At 67.9% G+C, this 18,173-nt stretch carries 17 protein-coding genes; 3 read left to right on the top strand and 14 right to left on the bottom strand.

Going from position 1 to position 18,173, the window contains the following annotated elements; translation table 11 throughout:
• The first annotated feature begins 66 nt into the window (after positions 1 to 66).
• Positions 67 to 234: a YdcH family protein gene (locus tag GE300_RS06850; protein WP_233416830.1), complete on the top strand. Its 168-nt coding sequence runs from the start codon at positions 67 to 69 to the stop codon at positions 232 to 234.
• A gap of 57 nt (positions 235 to 291) precedes the next feature.
• Here the strand turns inward: GE300_RS06850 and GE300_RS06845 are convergent, their stop codons facing one another.
• The 7 genes from GE300_RS06845 to GE300_RS06815 form a co-directional block, all read right to left on the bottom strand.
• On the bottom strand, positions 292 to 1,653 hold the full coding sequence (locus GE300_RS06845; protein ID WP_154445808.1) for an FGGY-family carbohydrate kinase: 1,362 nt from the start codon (positions 1,651 to 1,653) through the stop codon (positions 292 to 294).
• A complete protein-coding gene (gene rhaM, locus GE300_RS06840; RefSeq protein WP_154445807.1) occupies positions 1,650 to 1,967 on the bottom strand; it encodes an L-rhamnose mutarotase in 318 nt (105 codons plus the stop codon). The genes GE300_RS06845 and rhaM overlap by 4 nt, the downstream gene beginning before the upstream one ends.
• Positions 1,964 to 2,950 (bottom strand): ABC transporter permease, encoded by a 987-nt coding sequence (locus tag GE300_RS06835; RefSeq protein ID WP_154445806.1) that lies wholly within the window; start codon positions 2,948 to 2,950, stop codon positions 1,964 to 1,966. The genes rhaM and GE300_RS06835 overlap by 4 nt, the downstream gene beginning before the upstream one ends.
• Complete coding sequence (locus GE300_RS06830; RefSeq protein ID WP_154445805.1) at positions 2,947 to 3,927, bottom strand: ABC transporter permease; 981 nt, start codon at positions 3,925 to 3,927, stop codon at positions 2,947 to 2,949. The genes GE300_RS06835 and GE300_RS06830 overlap by 4 nt, the downstream gene beginning before the upstream one ends.
• Positions 3,924 to 5,462 (bottom strand): sugar ABC transporter ATP-binding protein, encoded by a 1,539-nt coding sequence (locus tag GE300_RS06825; protein ID WP_154445804.1) that lies wholly within the window; start codon positions 5,460 to 5,462, stop codon positions 3,924 to 3,926. Before GE300_RS06825 ends, GE300_RS06830 begins: the two co-directional genes overlap by 4 nt.
• Before the next feature lie 70 nt (positions 5,463 to 5,532).
• Positions 5,533 to 6,537, bottom strand: coding sequence for a rhamnose ABC transporter substrate-binding protein (gene rhaS, locus GE300_RS06820; RefSeq protein WP_154445887.1), 1,005 nt, complete (start codon positions 6,535 to 6,537; stop codon positions 5,533 to 5,535).
• A gap of 73 nt (positions 6,538 to 6,610) precedes the next feature.
• Entirely contained in the window at positions 6,611 to 7,405 is a 795-nt protein-coding gene (locus GE300_RS06815; protein ID WP_154445803.1) for a DeoR/GlpR family DNA-binding transcription regulator, read from the bottom strand.
• Between the two features lie 186 nt (positions 7,406 to 7,591).
• Between GE300_RS06815 and GE300_RS06810 the strand changes: the two genes are divergently transcribed.
• A complete protein-coding gene (locus tag GE300_RS06810; RefSeq protein WP_154445802.1) occupies positions 7,592 to 9,691 on the top strand; it encodes a bifunctional rhamnulose-1-phosphate aldolase/short-chain dehydrogenase in 2,100 nt (699 codons plus the stop codon).
• A gap of 35 nt (positions 9,692 to 9,726) precedes the next feature.
• Entirely contained in the window at positions 9,727 to 11,001 is a 1,275-nt protein-coding gene (rhaI, locus tag GE300_RS06805; RefSeq protein WP_154445801.1) for an L-rhamnose catabolism isomerase, read from the top strand.
• Positions 11,002 to 11,093: 92 nt separating this feature from the next.
• Here rhaI and GE300_RS06800 read toward each other — a convergent pair whose 3' ends face one another.
• The 7 genes from GE300_RS06800 to GE300_RS06770 form a co-directional block, all read right to left on the bottom strand.
• Entirely contained in the window at positions 11,094 to 12,179 is a 1,086-nt protein-coding gene (locus GE300_RS06800; RefSeq protein ID WP_154445800.1) for an ABC transporter ATP-binding protein, read from the bottom strand.
• Positions 12,172 to 13,260 (bottom strand): Gfo/Idh/MocA family protein, encoded by a 1,089-nt coding sequence (locus tag GE300_RS06795; protein ID WP_154445799.1) that lies wholly within the window; start codon positions 13,258 to 13,260, stop codon positions 12,172 to 12,174. The genes GE300_RS06800 and GE300_RS06795 overlap by 8 nt, the downstream gene beginning before the upstream one ends.
• A complete protein-coding gene (locus GE300_RS06790) occupies positions 13,257 to 14,297 on the bottom strand; it encodes a Gfo/Idh/MocA family protein (protein WP_154445798.1) in 1,041 nt (346 codons plus the stop codon). Before GE300_RS06790 ends, GE300_RS06795 begins: the two co-directional genes overlap by 4 nt.
• Positions 14,298 to 14,300: 3 nt before the next feature.
• Positions 14,301 to 15,149 (bottom strand): carbohydrate ABC transporter permease, encoded by an 849-nt coding sequence (locus tag GE300_RS06785; protein ID WP_154445797.1) that lies wholly within the window; start codon positions 15,147 to 15,149, stop codon positions 14,301 to 14,303.
• Complete coding sequence (locus tag GE300_RS06780; RefSeq protein ID WP_233416829.1) at positions 15,146 to 16,006, bottom strand: carbohydrate ABC transporter permease; 861 nt, start codon at positions 16,004 to 16,006, stop codon at positions 15,146 to 15,148. Before GE300_RS06780 ends, GE300_RS06785 begins: the two co-directional genes overlap by 4 nt.
• A gap of 103 nt (positions 16,007 to 16,109) precedes the next feature.
• A complete protein-coding gene (locus tag GE300_RS06775; RefSeq protein WP_154445795.1) occupies positions 16,110 to 17,393 on the bottom strand; it encodes an ABC transporter substrate-binding protein in 1,284 nt (427 codons plus the stop codon).
• Positions 17,394 to 17,494: 101 nt separating this feature from the next.
• Positions 17,495 to 18,166, bottom strand: a complete 672-nt coding sequence (locus GE300_RS06770) for a TetR/AcrR family transcriptional regulator (RefSeq protein ID WP_233416828.1) — start codon at positions 18,164 to 18,166, stop codon at positions 17,495 to 17,497.
• Between the last annotated feature and the right edge of the window lie 7 nt (positions 18,167 to 18,173).

Raw genomic sequence — 18,173 nt, 5'->3', positions numbered from 1 at the left:
GCTTCACTTGCCGGCGCCGCCATCCGCCCTTCCTTGAGTCACATGGAAAAGGTGTTGGAGGAACGAATGAGCGAGACAAAGGACTTCAGCCGGCTGGAGGCCAAGTTGCGCGACATCGAGAAGCAGATTTCGGAGATGGAGCAACACCCGTTTCCCGATCCGGTGGTGCTGGACCAGCTGAAGCACGAGAGGTCGGTGCTGAAGGACGAGATCGGACGGCTCGGCGGCCGATAGTCTTCCGTCCCGGCGGCAGGTCGCCCGTCCCGGTGGCGCCGGGGGCCCGTGCCGCAGTCAGGCCGTCCGGGCCCGCCACTGCGCCGCATAGCGCCGCCATGCGGCGTTCGGCTTGACCGGCCGCGACGGGGCCGGGGCGGCGTGCGTGCTGCTGCCGCAGGACAGCAGGGCGGCGCCGGCGCTGGTGCCGGTGGACTCGCCGGCGCTGAACACGTTGCGCCCGGTCGCCGTCGCCAGCATGTCCAGGTAGGATGCGTTGCGCCCGAACGGCCCTTCGACGACGATCTCGCCGCTGCCGCCGACCAGATCGAGACAGGTCGCCGTCATCAGCGCCAGATAGAACGATGCCGCCGCCGCACGCTGCCCCTCGGGCAGACCGGCCGGCGCGTTGCGCCATTCGGCGGCGCGGTGCGGGAAGGGACCGGAGCCGTGCTCGACGCCCGGCAGCAGCATCACCTCGGCGCCGATCACCGCATCGATGTCCCGCGCGCCGGGCACGACCTCGCGCCGGTTCAGGATCCGCTCGAATTCGCGCCCGCCCATGAACCGCGCCGAAGGCACCGGTTCGCCGGTGGCGGCGACGTTGATCAGCGTGTCGCGGGCCGGGTCCAGCGTCACCCGGCGGCCGCCGACGGCCATGCACACCACCCAGGTTCCCGTCGACACGATCGAGAACGGCGGCGTCCGCGCCAGCAGGTGCGGATACAGCGATGCGTTGCTGTCGTGGATGCCGCAGGCGACCGGCGTGTCTGCCGGCAGCCCGGTGCGGGCCGCGACCTGCGGCAGCAGCGGACCCAGCTGCGCATCGGCGCGGGCGATCGGCGCCATCCGGTCGGCCAGCCCCAGCGCGGCGACGAGTGCGCTGTAGCGGTTTGCGCCGGGCTCCCACAGGTCGGTGTGACAGCCGAGCGAGGTCAGCTCGCAGCGGAAGTCGCCGGTCAGCCGGCCGCTCCAGTATTGCGGGTAGGTGACCACCCGGTGCAGCCGTTCGTCGATCCCGGGAACGGTCTGCAGCAGCCAGTGCAGCTGCGCGCCCAGGTTCAGCCCGCCCGGAAGCCGGGGCGAGCCGGTGCGCGCGAACGGCGGGCGGATCGCGTCATAGCCTTTGGCCAGCCGGTCCGGGCCGTCGTGCTCGTAGTCCAGCATCGGCGCAGCAATGCCGCCCTCGGCGTCCAGCAGAACCGCCGATGCGCCGTGCGTGGTGACGCTGATCGCGTCGATCCCGTGCGCGGCGTGCAGCCGGGCCAGCGCGTCCAGCACGAAGCTCCAGAGCGCGTCCAGGTCGAAATGCGGGTAGGGCGGCCCGGGCCGCACCCGGTTGGCGGCGGTGCGCACCGCCACCTGCGCCAGGGTGCCGGTGTCGACCAGCGCGACCTTGGCGTTGGTCTTGCCGATGTCGATGACGGCGACGTGGCTCATCGCATGTGGAACACGGTGGTCAGCGGCACCGCCACGGGCTCGTTGTCGGCGCCGGTCTGCATGATGTCGGCCATGTGCGCCCACCAGCGCTGCATCACGGCGTGCTGCGGCAGTGCATCCATGCGGTGATCCGCGGTGCGCCACAGGACCGCGAACAGGGTGTCCGTCTCCTCGTCGAGGTGGATGGAATAGTCCGATATGCCGGCGTCGCGCAGCAGGTCGACCAGTTCCGGCCAGATCGCGTCGTGGCGGCGGCGATACTCGTCGCGGCAGCCCGGCAGCAGCCGCATCCTGAAGGCGTATTTCTCCGTCATCGCGTCCTCATCGCCCACAGGCGCGGCAGCGCGATCACGCCGATCAGCAGCAGGCCGATGAAGATCGACATCACGATCCCCGGCACGTTCAGCAGGCCCAGACCGAAGGTCACCAGCCCCATCACGAAGGCGGCGATCACCACCCCCGGGATCGAGCCGGAGCCGCCCAGGATGCTGACGCCGCCCAGCACCACCATGGTCACGACCTCCAGCTCCCAGCCGAAGGCGATCGACGGCCGGGTCGAGCCCAGCCGCGAGGTCAGGCAGATCGCGGCGATGCCCGACATCGCCCCGGTCAGCAGGAACAGGATGAACTTCACCCGCCGCACCTGGATCCCCGAGAACAGCGCGCCGGTGGGGTTGTTGCCGATGGCGAAGATCGCGCGGCCGAAGTTCGTCCTGTGCAGCACCACGCCGTAGACCAGCGCCAGCACGGCGAACAGCACGAACTCGAACGAGATCACCCAGGCGACGTAGCCCTGCCCGAAGAAGGCGAACTCCGGCGGATAGCCGCGGTAGGCCTGGTCGCCCAGCACGATGTACGAGATGCCGCGGAACAGGCTCATCGTGCCGATGGTCACCACGATCGACGGCAGGCCAAGCCCGGTCACCAGCGCGCCGTTGAACGCGCCGCACGCCAGACCGGTCGCCAGCCCGATCAGCACCAGCGCCGGCGCGCCAAGCCCCAGCTGCGCGGCCGCGCCCATCGCGGTCGAGGCCAGTGCGATGATCGAGGCGACCGACAGGTCGATCTCGCCCGAGATGATCAGCAGCGCCATCGCGAAGGCGATCATCGCCTTCTCGGTGAAGTTGAACGTGGCGTCGCTGAGGTTCCAGGCGTTCAGGAAATACGGCGAAGCGAAGCTGTTGGCCACGAAGATCGCCACCGCCACGGCCAGCAGCAGCACCTCCCAGCTTTTCAGCAGGCGCGCGGCGGCCGAGTGCAGCCGGTCCGGGATGTGGCGGGCGGAGGTGTCGGTCATGCGTGGCCCTCGGCGCGTTTCAGGATGATCCGTCCGCGGCGGCGGTTCTGCCGGACGTTGAAGGTCACCGCGACGATGATCGCGCTGCCCGAGATGGCAAGCTGCCAGAACGGCGAGATGTCGACCACCGGCAGCGCGTTCTTGACGATGCCCAGGAACAGCGCGCCAAGGATGGTGCCGACCAGCGTACCGGCGCCGCCGGCGATCGAGATGCCGCCGATCACGCAGGCGGCGACGACCTCCAGCTCGAAGCCGGCGGCGATGTCGACATAGGCCACCGCGTAGCGTGCCACCCAAAGATAGCCGGTCAGCCCCGCCAGCGCGCCGGACAGCACGAACGCCCAGAACTGCGTCCGCCCGACGACGATGCCGGTGTAGACCGCGGCGTGCGGGTTGCCGCCGACGGCGTAGAACGCCCGGCCCAGCGGCGTGCGGAATACCAGCAGCAGGAACAGCGCGGCGATGCCCAGCGCGATCCAGCTGAGCATCGGCAGGCCCAGCACCACCGAGCGGGGAAAGCCGGTGAACGCGGCGCTCATCTCGTGCGCGTTGACCCATTCGCCGCCCGAGATCACGAAGATCAGGCCGCGGAACACCGTCATCGTGCCCAGCGTCACCACGATCGGCGGGATCGACAGCTTCCAGACCAGAACGCCGTTGATCGCCCCCAGGATCGCACCCAGCGACACTGCCAGGACCAGGATCACCGCGATCGGCACACCCGGAGCGGCCGCGTTGAGCATCGCCACGACCATCCCGGTCAGCGCCAGGTTCGCCGCCACCGACAGATCGATGCAGCGGGTCAGGATCACCACGGTCTGGCCCAGCGCCAGGATGATCAGCGGCGCGGTGTCGTTGAACACGTTGAGCAGGTTGCCCGGGCTCACGAAGGCGGGAAAGCGCGTCGCGATCATCGCCAGCAGCGCCAGGATGGCGCCCAGCAGGATCGCCTCGCGCGACTTCAGATACTGGGTCATGCGGTCCCTCCGATCCCGGCGGCGTGGCGGACCAGCGACTCCGGCGTCAGCGCCGCGCCCTCGAGTTCCGCGGCGATCAGCCCCTCGCGCATGACGATCACCCGGTCCGACATGCCGAGGATCTCGGGGATCTCGGAGCTGACCATGATCACCGACAGCCCCTGCGCGGCCAGCTCGGCCATGAAGGCGTGCACCGCGGCCTTCGAGCCGATGTCGACGCCCTTGGTCGGCTCGTCGAGGATGATCACCCGCGGCCGCGTCGCCAGCCACTTGGCGATCACCACCTTCTGCTGGTTGCCGCCCGACAGCTGCCCCACGTCCTGGTCCAGCGCGGCGGCGCGCAGGTCCAGCCGCTCGGTGTATTCGCGGGCCAGGCGGAATTCCTCGGCCAGCCGCAGAAAGCCGCGGCGCGAGGTCTGCGACAGCGACGGCAGGGTGATGTTCTGGAAGATCGGCAAGCCGATCACCGCCCCCTGCTTGCCGCGGTCCTCGGGGACGTAGACGATGCCGGCGCGGATCGCCTCGGCGGGCGAGCGGATCGCGCGGATCTGGCCGTCGATCCGGACCACGCCCTTCGACGGGCGGGTGACGCCGAACAGCGCCTGCATCACCTCGGAGCGCCCGGCGCCGACCAGGCCGTAGAAGCCGAGGATCTCGCCCTTGCGCAGGCTGAAGCTGATGTCGTCGAACTCGGTCGGATGGGCATAGCCGACGACCTTCAGGCATTCCGCGCCGATCTGGTGCGCGCGGGCGGGGAAGATCTGGTCGACCGAACGGCCGACCATCAGCCGCACCAGCTCGCCCTCGTCGATCTCGGACATCCGGCCCGAGCCGACGTGCTGGCCGTCGCGGAACACGGTGTAGCGGTCGGCGATGCGGAAGATCTCGTCGAACTTGTGGCTGATGAACAGGATCGCGCGGCCCTCGGCCTTCAGGCGCTCGACCAGCTGGTACAGCTCTTCGATCTCCTTGTGCGACAGCGCGGCGGTCGGCTCGTCCATGATCACCACCCGCGCATCGACCGACAGCGCGCGGGCGATAGCCACCAGGTGCTTGCTGGCGATGCCCAGCTCGCGCAGCGGCATCCGGGGATCCAGATCGGCGTCGATGCGCCCGAGGATCTCGGTCGCCCGGGCGCGCAGCGCCGGCCAGTCGATCAGCCCCCAGCGGGTCCGCGGCGCATGGCCGATGAAGATGTTCTCGGCCACGGACAGATCGTCGAACAGCACGGTTTCCTGATGGATCGCGGTGATCCCGGCGTCGGTGGCGTGCTGCGCGGTCGGGAACTGCACCGGTTTCCCCGCCAGCGTGATCGCGCCGGCATCGGGCTGGTAGATCCCGGTCAGGATCTTCACGATCGTCGACTTGCCGGCGCCGTTCTCGCCGACCAGCGCGGTGACCTCGCCCGGGTACAGGGCAAGCGCGACGTCGGACAGCGCCTTCACCCCGGGGAACGTCTTGGTGATCCCGTCGAGGCTGAGAATCGGCACGGCGGTGGCGGCCCCGGCAGCGGGGGCCCGGACGCTGATCTGCATCTTCGGCCTCTGAGCGTTCTGGTTCGTCGGACGCCCCGGCGCGAACTGGTGTCCGCGCCGGGGTGGTCGATCAGAAGATGTCCTTGAAATCCGCGATGTTCGAGGCGTCGTAGACGAACGGGTCGGCCATCGCGCCCTCGCTGTTCTCGTCCAGGGTCAGCGTGCCCATCCGGCCCATCGGGACCTCGGCGCCCGGCCCGGCCTCGGCCTGGTCGGTGGCCAGCATGTACGCCAGATAGGTCGCCGAGTAGCCCAGGTCGATCGGGTTCCAGATCGCGAACGATTTCGAGGCGCCGCTTTCGATCGCGCCCGCCATTTCCGACGGCAGGCCCAGGCCGGTGACGTTGACCTGGCCGATCTTTCCGGCGTCCTCGACCGCGCGCGCGGCGGCGACGATCCCGACCGAGGTCGGGGCGATGATCGCGTCCAGATCCGGGTGGCTCTGCATCAGGCCCTGCGCCTCGCGGTAGGACTTGTCGGCAAGGTCGTCGCCGTAGACCGTCGAGACCACCTCGATGCCGGGATAGTTGTCCATCACCTTTTCCATCTCGGCGATCCAGGTGTTCTGGTTCGTCGCGGTGGTGGTGGCCGACAGCACCGCGACCTGGCCGCCATCGGGCAGGTGATCGGCGGCCAGCTTGATGATCATGTTGCCGATCAGCGGATTGCTCGACGGGTTGAGGTGCAACTCGCGGCCCTCGGGCGCGACGCCGGAATCCCAGCTGATCACGGTGATGCCGCGCTGCATGGCGCGCTTCAGTGCCGGCACCAGCGCGTCGGTGTCGTTCGCCGACACGGCGATGGCGTCGACCTGCTGCGCGATCAGCGAGTTGATCACCTCGATCTGGCCCTCGGCGGTGGTGTCGGTGGGGCCGGTGTAGATCACCTCGACATTGCCCAGTTCCTCGGCGGCCTGCTCGGCGCCTTCCGCGGCCGCCTCGAAGAAGCCGATGCCGAGCGCCTTGACCACCAGCGCGATGCGCACCGGATCGTCCTGGGCCAGCGCCGAGGTGCCCAGCAGGCTTGCCGCCAGCCCGAGGCCGGCCGCCAGGCCGGTGAAGTTCCGTCGTCTCATCATGGTCTTCCTCCCTTGCGATTTCCGGCCTGCCGTCCCGGGGCCGTTCCGGTGTCCTTGCCGTCTGCCCGGCCTATCCCGTCTTTCTTGCCCGGCTCGCCTCGGCCACGATCAGCCGCACTTCGGCCGCCTCGATCATCGCCGCGGCCCGGTCGGGGACGGCGTCGTCGGTGATCACCACGTCGATGCGCTCCAGCGGGCACAGGATCAGGCTGGAGCGGTTGTCGAATTTCGAGCTGTCCACCAGCAGCACAAGCTCGTCGGCCTGTCCGATCAGCTTCTCCTCGGCCTGGATCAGCAGCGGGTCGGCCTCCATCAGCCCCAGCGCCGACAGCCCGTGGGCGCCGAGGAACATGCGCCGCGCGTGGTAGTGGCGCGTCATGTCGTTCTCGAACGGGCTGAGGATGATGTTCTGCTCGCGGTAGATGGCGCCGCCCGGCACCATCACGGTGTTCTTCGAGTTCTTCAGAAGATGCTCGGCGATCGGGAAGCTGTTGGTCAGGATCTGCAGCTGCCGGCTGGCCAGCGGATGTACCATCTGGAACGTGGTCGTGCCGCCGTTGATGATGATCGGCTCGCCGTCGTCGCACAGCGCCACCGCCTCGCGGGCGATCGCCTGCTTCTGGTCGATGTTGATGGTCTGGTTGTACGAGAACGGCCGCCCGGCCAGCCCCGGCAGCGGCGGCGGCGATACCGCCTCGGCGCCGCCGCGGACGCGGCGCAGGCGCTTCTGCTGGTGCAGCGTGGCGATGTCGCGCCGGATCGTCGCCTCGGAGGTGCCGGTCAGCGACACCAGTTCCGAGACCGTGGCGATCGGCCGGTCCTGCACCGCGGACAGGATCACCTTGTGGCGCTCGGTCTCGTGCATCTGTGTCCTCCCCGTCCCGTAGCTTGGCCGATTCCCGGTTCAAGTCAATCAGAAAAATTCAAATTCAATCATGATGCGCCGCAATATGACTGATGATGATCGTTTGTGGTTGACTTGGGAACGCGGTTGGATCAGCCTCCACGGCGGGAATGCGGCTTTGCCGAACCGGACAGCTGGAGGATCACGATGCTGACGCGCGCCGAGGACGGCCTTGAAAACCTTTGGGATTCCAGGCGGGCCGCCGGCATGAGCGAGCCCGAAAAGCTGCTCTGCCGGTCGAATCTTCTCGGGTCCGACAAGCGCATCACCAACTACGGCGGCGGCAACACCTCGGCCAAGGTGATGGAGACCGATCCGCTGACCGGCGCGCAGGTCGAGGTGCTGTGGGTCAAGGGCTCTGGCGGGGACGTCGGCTCGATCCGCATGGACGGGTTCGCGACGCTCTACATGGACAAGCTGCGCGCGCTCAAGGGGGTCTATCGCGGGCCCGAGCACGAGGACGAGATGGTCGGCTATCTGCCGCACTGCACCTTCAACCTGAACCCGCGCGCGGCGTCGATCGACACGCCGCTGCATGCCTATGTCCCGCACCGGCACGTCGATCACATGCACCCCGACGCGATCATCGCCATCGCCGCGTCCCGCGACTCCCGCGCCCTGACCGCCGAGATCTTCGGCGACGAGATCGGGTGGCTGCCGTGGAAGCGGCCGGGCTACGAGCTGGGCCTGTGGCTGGAGCAATTCTGCCGCGACAACCCCGAAGCGAAGGGCGTCGTGCTGGAATCGCACGGATTGTTCACCTGGGCCGACGACGCCGGGGACTGCTATGCCCTGACGCTGGACGTCATCAACCGCGCGATGGCCTGGTTCGGGCAGAAGACCCACGGCACGGAGGCCTTCGGCGGCCCGGTCCGCACCAGCCTGGAGCCGCGCGCGCGCGCCGCGGTCGCGGCACGGCTGATGCCGGCGATCCGCGGCTTCGTTTCGGGCGGGCAGCACATGGTCGGGCACTTCACCGATGCGCCGGAAGTGCTGGAATTCGTCAACGCCCGCGACATGGCGCGGCTGGCGGCGCTGGGAACCTCGTGCCCCGACCATTTCCTGCGGACCAAGATCCGGCCGCTGGTGGTGGATTTCGATCCCGCCGCCCCCGACGTCGACGCGGTGCTGGGCGGGCTGAAGGCGTCGGTCGAGGCGTATCGCGACGACTACGCGGCCTACTACGGGCGCTGCAGGCGCGCCGTCAGCCCGCCGATGCGCGATCCGAACGCAGTGGTGTACCTGGTGCCGGGCGTGGGCATGATCACTTTCGCCAGGGACAAGGCGACGGCGCGGATCTCGGGCGAGTTCTACGTCAACGCGATCAACGTGATGCGCGGTGCCGATGCGGTCAGCGAATACCGCGGCCTGCCCGAGCAGGAAGCCTTCGACATCGAGTACTGGCTGCTGGAGGAGGCAAAGCTGCAGCGCATGCCGAAGCCGAAGTCGCTGGCCGGGCGGGTCGCGCTGGTGACCGGCGGCGCGGGCGGCATCGGCGCCGCCACCGCCGAGCGGCTGCTGCGCGAGGGCGCCTGCGTGGTGCTGGCGGATATCGACGGCGACGCGGTCGCCGAGGTCGGCAAGGGCCTCGCCGCCGGCCATTCCGCCGACGTCGTGCGCACGGTGACGATGGACGTGACCGACGAGGACGCCGTCGCCGCCGCCTTCGACCGTGCCGCGGTCGCGTTCGGCGGCATCGACATCCTGGTGTCGAACGCCGGCATCGCCTCGTCCGCGCCGGTCGAAGAGACCACGCTGGCGATGTGGAACCGGAACATGGACATCCTCTCGACCGGCTATTTCATCGCCTCGCGCGAGGCGTTCAGGCTGCTGCAGCGGCAGGGCATGGGCGGCGCGGTGGTGTTCGTCGGATCGAAGAACGCGCTGGCGGCCAGCCCCAATGCCGCCGCCTACTGCACCGCCAAGGCGAGCGAGCTGCACCTGGCGCGCTGCCTTGCGCTGGAGGGCGCCGAGAAGGGCATCCGGGTGAACGTGGTGAACCCCGACGCGGTGCTGCGCGGCTCGCGCATCTGGTCCGGCGAGTGGCTCGATCAGCGCGCCTCGACCTATGGCACCGACAAGGAGGGGCTGGAGGAGATGTACCGCAACCGCTCGATGCTGAAGCGGTCGGTGTTTCCCGAGGACATCGCCGAGGCGATCTATTTCCTGGCCTCCGACCTGTCGGCGAAATCGACCGGCAACATCATCAACGTCGACGCCGGCAACAAGGACGCGTTCACCCGCTGAGCCGAAACACCGGGCGCAGGCCCTGGGAGGACATCATGATCGACACCGACCTGATCGCGACCGAAAACCGGCGGCGCGCCGAGGACCTGCGCCGCGACTACGACGCGCTTGGCCAGCAGCTGGACCGGCGCGGCGTCGACATCGAGGCGGTGAAGGCGAAGGTCGCCGGCTACGGCGTCGCGATCCCGTCCTGGGGCGTGGGCACCGGCGGCACGCGTTTCGCCCGCTTTCCCGGGCCGGGCGAGCCGCGCGACGTGTTCGACAAGTTGGACGACTGCGGCGTGATCCACCAGCTGACCGGGGCGACGCCGTCGGTGTCGCTGCATATCCCCTGGGACAAGGCGGATCCGGCGCGCCTGCGCGACAAGGCAGCGGCGGTCGGGCTGCGGTTCGATGCGATGAACTCGAACACCTTCCAGGACCACGCCGGGCAGGCGCTCAGCTACAGGCACGGATCGCTGTCGCACACCGACGCGGCGGTGCGCCGGCAGGCGGTCGAGCACAACCTCGAATGCATCGAGATCGGCCGGGCGATCGGCTCGCGAGCGCTGACCGTCTGGGTCGGCGACGGCTCGAACTTTCCCGGCCAGACCGACCTGTCGGCGCAGTTCGAGCGCTATCTCGACGCGATGGGCGCGATCTACGACGGGCTGCCCTCGGACTGGCGGCTGTTCACCGAGCACAAGATGTACGAGCCCGCGTTCTATTCGACGGTGGTGCAGGACTGGGGCAGCAACCTGATGATCGCCCAGCATCTGGGCGAACGCGCATACTGCCTGGTGGACCTGGGCCATCACGCGCCGAACGCGAACATCGAGATGATCGTCGCGCGGCTGATCCACGCCGGCAAGCTGGGCGGGTTCCATTTCAACGACAGCAAGTACGGCGACGACGACCTGGACACCGGCGCGATCGACCCGTACCGCCTGTTCCTGGTGTTCAACGAACTGGTGATCGCCGAGGGCCGCGCCGACTTCGCCCCCGCGCACATGCTGGATCAGAGCCACAACGTCACCGATCCGATCGAAAGCCTGATGCTGTCGGCGATCGAGGTGCAGCGTGCCTATGCCCAGGCCCTGCTGGTCGACCGGCAGGCGCTGGCCGGCTATCAGCAGGACAATGACGCGCTGATGGCGACGGCGACGCTGAAGCAGGCGTTCCGCACCGATGTCGACCCGATCCTGGCGATGGCCCGCACCGAGCGCGGCGCCGCCGTCGATCCGGTGGCTGCGTACCGCGCGTCCGGCTACCGCGCCGCGGTGGCCGAAACGCGGCCGGCGGTCTCGGGGGCGGGCGGCGGCATCGTCTGACCGCGCCGCGGCGGTGCCGTCCTGCGCAAGGCAGTACAGACCGGTAAAGCGGTTGCCGCCGGCGATGCCTTCCGGCGTCGTGATCCGCCGCCTCAGGCGTGGCGGATCACCTTCTCGTCGGTGCCGAAGATGTGGAACTTGCCGCCCTCGAACGCCAGGTTCAGCCGGTCGCCGGCCGCAATCTTCGCCTGTCCCTTGATCTCGACCGTGACGGTGCCGCCATCGGGCAGGGCGACATAGACATAGGTCTCGCCGCCGAGTTGCTCGGCGATCTGGACCTCGCCCGTCAGCACGCCCTCGCCTTCGCCAACGGGGGTCAGATCCTCGGGGCGGATGCCCAGGGTGACCTCCTCGCCCGTCGTCGGCGGCGCGGGGAAATCGGTGGTCAGGCGCTGGCCGCCCGCAAGCTCGATATCCGCGTGGTGGCCGTCGACGCCGGTCACCCGGCCCTTCAGGAAGTTCATCCGCGGCGAGCCCAGGAAGCCGGCGACGAAGATGTTCGCCGGCTTGTTGTACAGCTCCAGCGGCGTGCCCACCTGCTCGATCCGCCCGGCGCGCAGCACCACGATCTTGTCGGCCAGGGTCATCGCCTCGACCTGGTCGTGGGTCACGAAGATCATCGTCGAGCGCAGCCGCTGGTGCAGGCGGTTGATCTCGACCCGCATCTGCATCCGCAACTCGGCGTCCAGGTTGGACAGCGGCTCGTCGAACAGGAAGATCCGCGGCTCGCGCACGATCGCGCGGCCGATGGCGACGCGCTGGCGCTGGCCGCCGGACAGCTGGCCCGGCTTGCGCTCCAGCAACTCGTTGATCTGCAGGATGTCGGCGGCCTGCTGGATCTTCTGAGCGATCTCGGCCTTGGGCGCGCCCATCGTCTCCAGCCCGAAGGCCAGGTTCTTGCGCACGCTCATGTGCGGGTACAGCGCGTAGGACTGGAACACCATCGCCAGTTCGCGCTTGGCCGCCGACAGGTCGTTGACGACGTCGCCGTCGATCATCACGTCGCCGTCCGAGATTTCCTCCAGCCCGGCGATCATCCGCAGCAGCGTGGACTTGCCGCAGCCGGATGGGCCGACGAAGACGACGAACTCGCCGTCCCTGATCTGCAGGTCGATGCCGTGGATCACCCGCAGGTTGCCGAATTCCTTGACCACCTTGTTGAGGACGAGTTCAGCCATGTGCGGTGTCTTCCTTCATGGTTTCCAGCCAGCCGGCATAGAAGGGATGTTCGGGGCCAAGGGGCAGGCGCACCGCTTCGCCGGTGCGGGCCGACCAGTAGGCCGCGGTCAGAAGCTCGATCGAGCGGCGGGCATCCTGCAGCGTCACCGGCAGCGCGGTGCCTTCGGTCATCGCGGTGTGCATGCGCAGGAACTGGCCCGGGAACCGCTCGGGCAGGGGGGCGAAATCGCCCAGCGCCTCCTCGACCGCGGCGGCGCGTGCGGCGTCGTCGTTCGGGAAGGTCCACGGCTCGTGCCCGGGGTTGTAGGGCGACAGGCCGCTTTCCGCGACCAGCCCGTCGAAGCAGAACCGCAGCCGCGACATTTCGTGCCGCGAGCCCAGCGTCACCGACGAGGACGCCAGCGCGCCGCTCTCGAACTCCAGGCTCAGCAGGCCCATGTCTTCGGTCTCGTTGCCGTTCAGGCGGTTCGACGCGCGCGCGTGAACCGACACCGGCGGGCCCAGCACCTCGCAGATCAGATCGTGGATGTGGATCGCGTGCGTGGTGAAACAGCCGCCAGTCTCGCCCTCCCAGGTGCCGCGCCAGGGCCCGGCCTGGTAGTAGGCCGGCCCGCGGTACCAGTGGGTTTCGGCGGTGGCGACCGACGGACGGCCCGCCACGCCCTTGGCGATCAGGTGGTGCAGCTTCTGTATGCCGTGGCCGAAGCGGTACTGGAAGACCGGGCAGGCGCGCCTGCCGCTTCTGGCCTCGACCTCGATCAGTGCGTCGACCTCGGCCAGCGAGCGCGCGACCGGCTTTTCGATCACCACGTCGAACCCGGCCTCGAGCACCTGCGTGGCCTGCGCGAAATGCATCCCCGACGGGGTGCAGATGTCGATGATGTCCAGATCCAGGTCGAACAGCGCCTCCAGCCGGTCGACCTGGGCGGCGATGCCGTAGCGCGCCGCGACCTTGCCGCGACGCTCGGGCTCGATGTCGCAGATCGCGGCGACCTCGTAGCACTCCGGCAGCGCCTGGAATCCCTCGATGTGCGACGCGCCGATGCCCGATCCGACGACGCCAACCTTCAGCTTGCTCATGCCGCTTCTCCCGCCGGGCGCTGACCGCCCAGCCTGATTGCCTGCTCGTGCGCCTGCAGCGCGAGATCCATCGCCAGGAAGCCGTGCGCCTGGCGCATGGCGGTTTCGGTGCGGTTGCGCACGTCGTCGCGCAGCCGCGCGCCGTAGGGCAGTTCGGTGTCGGCGCAGTCGATGTAGCGGGTGCCGCTGCCGTCGGTCAGGAACAGGTGATCGCCGCCCGGGCGGCCTTCGATGTCCATGTACTTGCGCAGCTCGATGGTGCCGTCGGTGCCCATCAGGAACATCCGCCCGTCGCCCCAGGTCGGGGCGCCCTGCGGCGTGAACCAGTCGACGCGCACATATCCCGTGGCGTGGTCCGAGGCGACGACCGCGTGGCCGTAGTCGCGGAACTCCGGGTGCCCGGGGTTGTCGAAATTCTCTTCGACGCTGTTCAGGATGCGCGCCTCGGTCGCGCCGGTGAAGGCGAGAAACTGCTCGAACTGGTGCGCGGCGATGTCGGTCAGGACCGAGCCGTTGCGGGCCGGGTCCCAGAACCAGTCGGGCCGCGGCGACAGCCCGATGCGGTGCGGCCCCAGGCCGACCGTGTGGAACACGCGGCCGATCGCGCCCTGGCGGACCAGATCCATCGCCCGCACCGTGGATTTCTGCCGGTAATGCTCGGAATAGAGGATCGAGCAGATGCGCCCGGTCTCGGCCTGCGCCGCGGTCAGGTCGCGGAACTGCGCGCGGGACACGCAGCCGGGCTTGTCCAGCATCACGTCCTTGCCGGCGCGCATGGCGCGGACGGCCATGGGCGCGCGGTCGGCGGGAATGCCGGCGCCGACGACCAGCAGGATGGCGTCGTCCTCGAGGATGCGGCGCTCGTCGCCGACGCGTTCCGCCTGCGGGTAGCGCGCGGCGAAGTCGGCCGCCAGATCGTCCTCGGGGGCGAGGAACCTGGTCAGGCGGCAGCCGGCATCGAGCATTGCATCCACCTGGCCGTAGATGTGGCCGTGGTTGATGCCGATGACGGCGAAGTCGAAGGGTTCGGTTGTCATGGATTATCTCTTCAGGGCGCCCAGGGCGACGCCGCGGATGATCAGCCGCTGGAAGGCCAGGAACACGATGAACACCGGCACCAGCGACAGCGTCGACATCGCGAACAGCTCGCCATACAGCGACTCTCCGCCCGAGCTGTCGACGAAGGCGCGCAGCGCCAGCGGCACGGTGTAGCTGTCGATGTCGTTCAGGTAGATCAGCGGGCCCAGGAAGTCGTCGTAGGTCCAGATGAACGAGAAGATCGCCGCCGTCGCCATCACCGGGGTCGAGAGCGGCAGCATGATCTTCCAGTAGATCCGCCACGGCCCGCAGCCGTCCATGATCGCCGCCTCGTCGATCTCGCGCGGGATACCGCGGAAGAACTGCACCATCAGGAAGATGAAGAAGGCGTCGACGGCCAGGAACTTCGGCACGATCAGCGGCAGGAAGGTGTTCACCCAGCCGAATTTCAGGAACAGCACGTACTGCGGCACCAGGGTCACGTGATAGGGCAGCATCAGCGTGCCCAGCATCAGCGCGAACCAGATCTTGCGGCCCTTGAACTCCAGCCGCGCGAATGCGTAGGCGGTCAGCGAGCACGCCATCAGGTTGCCGATCACCGCCAGCGCGGCGATGATGAACGAGTTCATGTAGAACGTGGTGAACGAGGTGCGCAGCGCGGTCCAGCCCTCGAAATAGCTCGACAGGTCGAGCGAGGTCGGCAGCGCCGCCGGCTCCGAGAAGATCAGCTCGTCCGGCTTGAACGAGGACATGATCATCCACAGCAGCGGGTACAGCATCAGCACGGCGGCACAGCTCAGCAGGATGTGGCGCAGCACCTGGGTGCGGGTGTGTCGGGCGCGTCTGCTCATCGCGACTCGTCCTCGTAATAGACCCAGTACTTCGAGGTGCCGAAGGCGATCGCGGTGAAGATCGCGATGATCACCAGCAGCAGCCAGGCCAGCGCCGAGGCATAGCCCATGCGGAAGTTGGCGAACGCCTCTTCATACAGGTACAGCGAATAGAACAGGGTCGAGTCGACCGGGCCGCCGGTCCCGCCCGAGACGATGTAGGCCTGGGTGAAGGCCTTGAACGCCTCGATCGTCTGCAGCACCAGGTTGAAGAAGATCACCGGCGCCAGCAGCGGCAGGGTGATCTTGCGGAACTGCCGCCAGCCGCTGGCGCCGTCCATCGACGCGGCCTCGTACAGGTCCTGCGGCACCTGCCGCAGACCGGCGAGAAAGATGATCATCGGCGAGCCGAACTGCCAGATCGCCAGCACGATCAGCGTCGACAGCGCGTAATCGGGGTGCGTGACCCACGCCGGCCCCTGAATGCCGGTCACCATGAACAGCAGCTGGTTGACCAGCCCGTCGGCGCCGAACAGCTGCCGCCACAGCACCGCGATGGCGACCGAGGCGCCCAGCAGCGACGGCAGGTAGAAGGTCGCGCGGTAGAAGGACACGCCGCGCACCGACCGGTCCAGCACCATCGCCAGACCCAGCGCGACCGCCAGCTTCAGCGGCACCGACCACAGCACATAGGTGAAGGTGACCTCGATCGCATTGCCAAGCCGGCGATCATAGAGGAACGCGTACTCGTAGTTCTTCAGACCGGACCAGCGTGGCGAGGTGAGCAGGTCGTAGTCCGTGAACGACAGGTAGAACGACGCCAGGGTCGGCCCCAGCGTCAGCCCCAGAAAGCCGATGAGCCACGGCAGCAGGAACATGTATCCCGCGCCGTTCTTCTGCCAGAACCTGGACAGTCTGCCAGAGGCGGTGGACGGCATGCGCCGCCCACCGATGGTTTCGTTCGCGCTGACCACTGTTGCCTCAGCTTCGCTCGAGGATCCGCTTGGCGTTCTCGTAGAACTCGGTCGCGCCGGTCTTGGCGTCGACCTGCCCGAAGGCGACCGACTCCCACGCCGGCCGCAGCGCGCGGTCGATCTCGCCGGCGTTCTGCGGCGGCGGCGGGGGCAGGGGGCCGACCCAGGTGGACACGAGGTCGAGGTACTTGATGATCTTCTGCTCGGTCTCGGTCAGGCCCGGCAGGATCCGCTCGCGGATCGAGGCGTCGCCGGTCACGCCGCGCTCGATCAGCAGGATGTCGTTCGCGTCCGGGTTGGTGATGAAATAGTTCAGCAGCTGCGCCGCGGCCGACTTGTCCGACGCGTTCTCGGACATCGACAGGAACATCGACGGCTTCAGGTACTGGCCCGGCTGATCGCCGGCGTTCGGGATCATCACGATCTCGATCTCGTCTTCCATCAGGTTCTGGTTGGCGACCAGCTGGTTGGAGTGGATGAAGCCGAACAGCGACCGTCCGATGACGTGCATCCGCTCTTCCATCTTGCCCGAGTCCTGGGCCTGCAGGTCGGCGGGCGGGGTCAGGCCCTCGTCCTGCATCATCTTCCAGTACTCGAAGTAGTCGACCATGTCCTCGACGTCGAAGGCCAGCTGGCCGTCGGCATTGTAGAGATCCTTGCCGCGCGAGCGGACCCAGGTCTGAAGCCGCGGCTCCTGAATGCCCATGTTCTCGGAGAAATAGACCCCCTCGGGCAGCTGGTCCTTCAACTCGCGGCCGATGGCGACGTAGTCGTCGGCGGTCCACTTGGTGCTGTCGGGCAGCTCGAAGCCGATCTTGTCCAGCATCGTCTTGTTGTAGACGTGGGTCATCGAGTTGGCGCCCATCGACACGCCATAAAGCTTGCCGTCGACGCGGCCCGATTCCATCTGGTTGGGGTCGAAATCGTCCAGTTCCAGCTCGTTGCCGACGAATTCGTCCAGCGCGGCAAGCTGGCCGCGGCGGGCGTACTCGAAGATGAAGCGGTAATCCATCTGGATCACGTCGGGCAGGTTTCCGCCGGCGGCCTGCGTGGCCAGCTTCTGCCAATAGTCGCCCCAGGCATAGGTTTCGGGCGTCACCTTGGCGCCTGTGGCGGCGATGTACTGATCGACCACGGCATTGGTGCGCTTGTCGCGCTCCGGGTTGCCCCACCAGATCAGCCGCACGTTGCCGCCGGACTGCGCGAACGCACGGTGCCCGGCCAGCGCCGAGGCCGCGATCGTGCTGCCGAGAAGGCCGCCGAACGCACGCCGATTAAGCTTGATCGTCATGTTTCTCTCCCTGTTTTGCAGTCTTTGCCGCGCGCGCGGGGCGTCGCGGGTGTGCTGTTGGTCGGTTCGAGCACCGGCTGATCGGAAAAGTAACTTGTTGGTTATTTGCTGGCAAGCGGTTTTGAGCAGAGGAAGCTCATCACCACGTCGATCGCATGCGCGCGGCGGTCCGCACGACCCTGTTCCGACTTGATGTCATCGTTGAAGGCGACCGAAAGCGTGTACATGTTGGAAAAATAGAAATAGCTCACCCCCGCGATCGTTATGTAAAGCTGCAGCGGGTCCACGCCGGTTCTGAAATCACCGGCCGCCTCGCCCGCTTCCAGGACTTCGCGTATCTGCATGATGATCGGGGAGTGCAGGTCCTTTATTTCCGGAACCTCGGCCAGATAGCGCGCGCGGAGCATGTTTTCCGTGGACAGCAGGCGGATGAACCACGGGTTCGCCTGGAAGTGGTCGAAGGTAAAACCGACCAGCCGTTCCATCGCGTCCCTCGGCTGCAGCCTGCCGAGATGCAGCTGGCGCTCACCCTTGCGGATATCCTTGTACGCCTCCAGCAGCACGCGCGCATACAGCGCGTCCTTGTTGCCGACGTAGTGATACAGCATCCGCTTGTTGGAGCCGGCGCGTTCGGCGATTCGATCGATTCGCGCGCCCTGATAACCATATTCGACAAATTCCTCGCGCGCCGCGATCAGAATGTTGCGTTCGGTGCGCTCGGGGTCGCGGGTCCGGGCCTTTCCGGAGGCGTTCGCGGCGTTCTTCTGATCCATGCGGCCG

It is taken from the genome of Halovulum marinum (genome assembly GCF_009697225.1).
GTDB classification, from domain to species: domain Bacteria; phylum Pseudomonadota; class Alphaproteobacteria; order Rhodobacterales; family Rhodobacteraceae; genus Halovulum; species Halovulum marinum.
The sequence above is the reverse complement of the archived record's forward strand: the minus strand, read 5'-3'. Positions and strand labels throughout refer to the sequence as shown.